This is a genomic window from Paenibacillus sp. MY03, assembly GCF_002165585.1.
GTDB lineage: Bacteria > Bacillota > Bacilli > Paenibacillales > Paenibacillaceae > Pristimantibacillus > Pristimantibacillus agaridevorans.
Map to the genome: position 1 here is coordinate 1 of NZ_MXQD01000102.1, position 6,401 is coordinate 6,401.

Annotated in this window: 5 protein-coding genes; all 5 read right to left on the reverse strand. The window is 58.1% G+C overall.

Going from position 1 to position 6,401, the window contains the following annotated elements; translation table 11 throughout:
* Positions 1–802: ABC transporter substrate-binding protein (locus tag B1748_RS36000; protein ID WP_143810479.1), on the reverse strand; the 802-nt coding region annotated here is incomplete at its 3' end.
* A gap of 162 nt (positions 803–964) precedes the next feature.
* Complete coding sequence (locus tag B1748_RS36005; protein WP_087572787.1) at positions 965–2,584, reverse strand: helix-turn-helix domain-containing protein; 1,620 nt, start codon at positions 2,582–2,584, stop codon at positions 965–967.
* The gene (locus B1748_RS36010; protein WP_087572788.1) at positions 2,581–4,356 is read right to left on the reverse strand and encodes a sensor histidine kinase; all 1,776 of its coding nucleotides are present in this window, start codon (positions 4,354–4,356) and stop codon (positions 2,581–2,583) included. The genes B1748_RS36005 and B1748_RS36010 overlap by 4 nt, the downstream gene beginning before the upstream one ends.
* Before the next feature lie 28 nt (positions 4,357–4,384).
* A complete protein-coding gene (locus tag B1748_RS36015; RefSeq protein WP_373271327.1) occupies positions 4,385–5,215 on the reverse strand; it encodes a carbohydrate ABC transporter permease in 831 nt (276 codons plus the stop codon).
* Between the two features lie 21 nt (positions 5,216–5,236).
* Complete coding sequence (locus B1748_RS36020; protein ID WP_087572790.1) at positions 5,237–6,127, reverse strand: carbohydrate ABC transporter permease; 891 nt, start codon at positions 6,125–6,127, stop codon at positions 5,237–5,239.
* Between the last annotated feature and the right edge of the window lie 274 nt (positions 6,128–6,401).

Here is a 6,401-nt window from a genome sequence, read left to right on the forward strand (position 1 = left end):
CGCCCGGGATCATGCTGCCGTCCACCTTGATCTGGCGAAGCGCTTCGACGACGTCGCGGTACATTTCGAAGTCGAACTCGCCCGTCTGGTAGTTGTAACCCTCGTGGCTCGTCGCGGAGTCCAGCGTGCCCGACGCGTAAGCCGGGCGAGTGAAGCCGGAGCCGCTCTTGAAGTTGCTCGCGAAACCGTAGATGCCTTGCGATTTGCCGGCTTCCGTGATTTTTTTGGCGGCGTCGACCATCTCGTCCAGCGTCTTCGGAGGCTCGGAATAACCCGCTTGCTCCATCAGATCCACGTTGTAGAGCAGTCTCCAGAACTGGCCGGTGTTCGGAAGCGTATAGACGACTCCGTCCATCTGATAGACGTTGTCGACCAGCAAGCCGTCGAATTGCGCCAGGAATTCCGCGCCGAGCAGCTCTCCCAGCGGAGCCAGATATCCTTTGTTCACGTAGGTCGGGAAGTCGTTGACCTTCAGCACGTCCGGCGCCTGGTTGCTGGAGAATGCCACGTCGACCGCCTGGTTGTAGTTGTCCGCCATGACTTTCATCTCGACCACGATATTGTCCGTGTTGGTCGCGTTATATTCATCTACCTTCGTCTGCATGTAATCCATATCATGGCGATCCATCGTCCAGTAGGTAATCTTCGTCTTCTCTCCAGAGGCTCCGCCTTGCTCGCCTTGGTTGCCCCCGTTCACGTTCGCGTTGCCGCCTGTCCCAGAAGAACAAGCCGACGCAAGCAGGGCAAGAATCGTCAAACCGCTTAACGTAAGCGCATACTTTCCACCGAATACTCTCTTCATCTGTCTTACCTCCCCTTTATCTGGCTCGCGGGCCGCCCGAAGCGCTTCGACCGGCAATTTGCTTGCCTGTCCTGATTGTAGCACCTCCGGCTCCACCTCCAAGAAGGGCAAAATAACGATTCATGTAGGGTAAAATGACTCTCCTGTTCCCCCTGTCCGAGCTTACTCCGTCCCTCCGCCTTCATATTTGCTCCTGAATTCCGTAGGCGTCATGCCCGCGTGTTTCTTGAACAGCTCGCTGAAGTACGGACGGTCCCGATAGCCCAGCTCGAACGTCACGTCCTGCACCTGCATGCCCTCCAGCAGCAGCTTCTTGGCCTTCTCCATCCTCGCGCCCGTGACGTGCTGCATGAAGGTCATGCCCGTCTCCTTCTTGAACAAGTTGGAGAAATAGCTGGGACTCAAATGAACGGCGGCCGCGCATTCCTGCACCGACAGGTCCGTTCCAAGACGTTCGCTCGCGTACTGAATGGCCTGGTGGATCAACTGGCCGGCGTCGTTCTTCTGCCGCTTCTGCATCCAGTCGCAGCCCGTCAGCCCAAGCTCCCGCACCCCGTCCATCAGCTCCGACGTCGAGGCGTACTTTCCTTTCTTGAGCGCCACGAGACGTTCGTCCAGCCATCTTCTCTGCTCCGGATCGGCCTTCTCTGCAAGCACCCGGTACATCGCGAACGCGAGCCCGTAGAACAGGTTGGTCAGATTATCGGGATCTGGCGGGGCCGGGTAACGCAGACATTCCTCGAACATATCCCCCAGAAGGCGTTCCGTTCCTTCGCGGTTGCCGGACCGAAGGCAATAGAGCAGCTCCGTCTCCTTCTCCGGCGAATATTGCGGCGTCATGCCGACCTGGCGTTCGATATCCTTATATGCGATCATGCTCCCGCTGCCAAAATAAAACTGATAGCTCAGCGCCGTCCTCGCCTGCGCGTAGGACATGGCGATCTCGCCGATCGTGTCCGCGTGGCCCCCGATGCCGATCGAGATGTCCCGCTTCGCGTACAGGCTGACGTTATTGCGGCAAGCCTCCGCCAGCGCCAGCACGTCGGGGTCGTCGCCGTCGTTGACCAGGATGACGAAAGGACCCGATTGCTCGCGGAACAACACGCCTTTGACGTGTTTCTTGAGCGTCTCCTCCAAAATATTCTGCACCGCGAAACGGCTAAGCTCCACTTCGCGCACCGGCATCGGCGAGTTCTCCTCCGGCAGCCCGTCGATCTGGACCGCCATCGCGATAAAGCCCCGCGGCTCCATGTCGATGCCGAGGAACTCCCACTTGTCCGCCGCCCGCGCAGGCTGCTCCTCGTGGCGGATCAGCAGCCGGAAGTATTCCTGCCGCAGATAGGGCAGGCTCTCCCGCAGCTTCCGCTCCAGCGCCAGGCGGTCCAGCTTCTTCGCCCGCTCCTCCTCGATCTGCGCTTTAGCGTGGAGCACCACTTCCTCGATCTGCTTCACCGTGAACGGCTTCAGCACGTAGTCGAAGGCGCCGAGCCTCATCGATTCCCGCGCGTATTCGAATTCCGAATACCCGCTGAAGAAGATGACCTTGGCGGTCGTGCCGCTCTCTTGCAGCTCCCGCACCATATCGAGGCCGCTCGCCAGCGGCATCCTGATGTCCGTCAATATGATGTCCGGCTGCCGCTCCCGAATGAGCTGCAGCCCTTCCTTGCCGTTCACGGCCGTTCCGGCGATGTCGATGCCGTGCGCCGCCCAATCCACCTTCTTCAGAATGCCGTCGATGACCGTTCTCACGTCGTCTATAATGCACATGCTCATGTTGCTCATGATTCTCTCACCTCTTGCATCGGAATGACTAGCTTCACTGTGGTTCCCTCGCCCGGCGAGCTCTCCAGCTGCATGTCGGCCAGATGGCCGTAATAAAGCGACAATCTGGCCCTGATGTTGGACAAAGCGTAGCCACCGGAGGAGCCGCCGCCGTCCATGCCCGCCCGGAGCCGCTCCAATACTTCGGGGCTCATGCCGCTCCCGTTGTCGGCGACGGCAAGCGTCAGCATGCCCCCGTTCGCGGCGGCCGTAATATCGAGGCGACCCGGCCGGTCCAGCTCCTGGAAAGCGTGAAGAATGCTGTTCTCGACCAGCGGTTGCAGCATGATTTTCAGCACGGGCACCTCCAGAAGGCCTTCGTCCTCGCAATGGAACTCGTAAGTGAATAGCTCGGGATAACACATCGTCTGCAGCTTCAGGTACTGCTCGACGTGGTTCAGCTCCTGGCGGAGCGTCGTGATTTCCTTGCCGTTATTCAGCCCTAGCCGGAACAGCAGCGACAAGGACACGATCATCTCGCTGACGGCCTGCTGCTCCTCCATCTCGCTTTTCCAATAGATCGTGTTCAGCGTGTTGTAGAGAAAATGCGGATCGATCTGCGCCTGCAGCGCCTTGATCTCGGAATACCGCTTCTCCTGCTCCGACGTTTTGACCTCCTCGATCAGCTCGCCGATCTGGTCCATCATGCGGTTGAACTTATACCCAACCTGGCTGATCTCGTCCTCGAAAGGACTCTCGAAACGCACGTCCAGCTTGCTCTGCTCGACCTTGAACATCAGATTGCGCAGCTTGAACAACGGCTTCAGCAGAAGCTCCGACAGCATGCTGGAGAGGACGAGCGCGAGCAGGACGCAGACGCCCATAATCGTCAGGATCGTCCAGCGCATCTGGGCGACGGGCGCAAGCAGCTGCTTCTTGGATTGATAGCCGATCAGCACCCAGTCGGGATTCATCCCGAGCCCGGCGTAGTTGACCAGGTAGACGCCGTCCGAAGCGGTTTCGTATTCAAAGTGTCCCCGATCGCTGCTTCCGATATAATCTTGCAGCGGTCGCGCTTGTCCGCCTTCCGTCTCCGTAGAGGAGAATATGCCCGTGCCCCCGCGGTCGATCAGCTTCTGCTTCAGGCTGCCCTCCTGCAGATTGGCCTTGATTAGATCCAGCAGATGGTCCTCGCGAATGTTGACCACGACGTACACGCCCGAAAGCAGCGTATCGAACAACGGCTTGATGACAAGCGAGATCACCTCCCTGCCGCGGGAGAACAGCTCGTCGGAATGGCCGCGCACCCATATCGTGTTCCAGGGCCGTCCTTCGTAATCCCCGATCGCTTTGGCCACGGTCGTGTCTTCGAACGGCATCTCCCCTACGCGCCAATTCTCGGTGGGGTAGAATTCGCCGATCGGCGTGTGGATGAGCACGGAATCGATGGATTGCTCCGCCAGCATCATCTGGGCGAACGGCGTCTGCAACTGGGACAGCCGGTTGTAATAATCCGCGCCGTTCCCCGCCTGCACGTCCCGCATCGTGCGCTGGAACGGCTCGCCCATCATGAGCGTGGAGATGGATACGACGATATTGCGCAGACGTTCGTCGAACACCTGCGCCGTCTTGTTCAGCGTGTTCTGGCTCGTCGTCGCCGCCTGCGTCTTCATCTCGGATGCAAAAAACACGGAAACGTAAGCTCCCGTGACGGATATGCAAACGACTGTGAGCATCACGAAGGATACCCACAGTCTTCTCTTCAACGATATTCGGCGAAACAATTGTTTCATCTTGCACATCGCCTCATTCCAGAAAGGATTAACCTTTGACGGAGCCCACCGTAACCTGCATGAAGGAACGGTTGGCGAACAAATACACGATCAGCAGGGGCAGCAGCGAGATGCACGCTCCGGCCAGCATCAGCTGGTTCTCGACCGCGGCTCCGGCGCCGTACCGGAGATTGGCGAGACCCACCGGCAGCGTCTGCATGTCCGGGCGGGACAAGGAGAACACTAACGGCAAAATGTATTCGTTCCATGCTCCGCGGAAGGTGAACAGCGTCACGACGGCAAGCGCCGGTCTCAGCAGCGGCAAGATGATGCGCCAGAAGATGGAGTAGAAGTTGCAGCCGTCGATCAGCGCCGCCTCGTCCAGATCCTTCGGGATGCCGCGGAAGAAGCCGATAATCATGAAGAACGCGGTGGCGTGGGCGCTAATGAGAATGATTATGACACCCCATAATGATTTCTGCAAACCGATGCCCACCATGAGGTCGAATTGCGGGCGCAGCACGACCGCGCCGATGGAGATGAACAGCGTGAACGATTGCAGGAAGATGAAGATCTTCTTGCCTTTGAACGCCACCCGGTCCACCGCATAGGCGGCCATGGAGGCCACGAGCAGCGTGCCGATCGTCACGAACACCGCCACGAAAACGCTATTGAACGTGAAGCTCGCGAAGTCCGCGCCCGTCCAAGCTTGCAGGTAGTTGCGGAATTGCCAGGATTCCGGGAAAAACGTGGCGCCCGTCGTCAGCTCCAGATTGGATTTGAACGAACCGAGGATCGCGACGGCGACGGGGAACAACATCGCTGCGGACACAAGGACGAGCAGCGTCCAGACGGGCAGCCTCAGGGCGAATTTGCGCATAATGGTCATGATGGTCCCTCCTTAGTAGATGTTGTTCAGCTTCCGCGACATCCAGAAGTACAGCCAGGTGATCAGGCCGACGATGACGGCCGTCGTGAAGCCTACCGCGCTGCCGTAGCCGATATTTTGCACGGATGTGCCCGCGGTCGTCAGCGGGAAGAACAGCTTGTACAAGTACAGGTACATCACTTCCGTCTTGCCGAACGGTCCGCCCTCCGTCAATACCATGATGCTCTCGTAACCTTTGAGCGACGTCGTGATGGCGAGCATGACGATCATCTGAAGCACCGGCCCCAGCATCGGAATGGTGATATACCACAGCCTTTGCGCCGAATTCACGCCGTCGAGCGAAGCCGCTTCGTAGACATCCTCCGGAATGCTTTGCAGGCCCGCGATGAACAAGAGCATATAGTTGCCGACGGCGCCCCACACGGCGATGATGACGATGGTCAGCATCGCTTTCGAAGCGCCCAGCCAATCGACCGGGGCCGACACGAGGTGCAGCTTCATCAAGTATTGATTGATAATGCCGTTGTACGAGTTGAAAATAATATAAAAGACGATCGACATAACCGACGCGCTGAAGATTGTGGGCAGGAAGATGATCGCCCGGAACGCGTGTCGTCCCTTCAGCTTGCGGTTGAGAATAACGGCGAGGATGAGCGATAGCGGAAGCGTGATGATCAGCTTGCCGCCCGCGTACACGAACGTGTTGGCGACGGACTGCCAGAACTCCGTATCTCTGGCCACCCGCACGAAGTTGTCGAGGCCGATGAACTTCGGCTGGCCGAACCCCTGGTAATCGTAGAACATGTATCGAAGCGCCCAGACGACGGGATAGATCCCGAGCGCCATGGTCAGGAAGAAGCTGGGAAAGCTGAACAGGTAAGCTCCTAGCCGGTTTTTGTGCATGCTGCGTCTCCTCCGTTTCGTGGCTCCAACTTTAGATTCATTGCAAGGTGAAACTTCTGTCTCGGTCCTTGGGCGGCCCAGTAGGTTTCATTACATTTACTTTCCTATATTCTAAGAAAAAAGCCCCGCCGGGAGTGACGGAGCAATTCACTGTATTGGGGGGACGAAACGACTGTACAAGACACGATAAGATTGTCGAGATGCTCACGATCGTTAGTTGAGAGCATGAGCAGGGAGGAGGAACGCGGCGCATTGTAGCTGATTTTTCAGCTAC

Excerpts from the sequence above, each read along its gene's own strand:
- B1748_RS36015 (WP_373271327.1), bottom strand. The coding sequence starts at position 5,215 with ATGCGCAAATTCGCCCTGAGGCTGCCCGTCTGGACGCTGCTCGTCCTT.
- B1748_RS36005 (WP_087572787.1), bottom strand. The coding sequence starts at position 2,584 with ATGAGCAACATGAGCATGTGCATTATAGACGACGTGAGAACGGTCATC.
- B1748_RS36020 (WP_087572790.1), bottom strand. The coding sequence starts at position 6,127 with ATGCACAAAAACCGGCTAGGAGCTTACCTGTTCAGCTTTCCCAGCTTC.
- B1748_RS36010 (WP_087572788.1), bottom strand. The coding sequence starts at position 4,356 with ATGAAACAATTGTTTCGCCGAATATCGTTGAAGAGAAGACTGTGGGTA.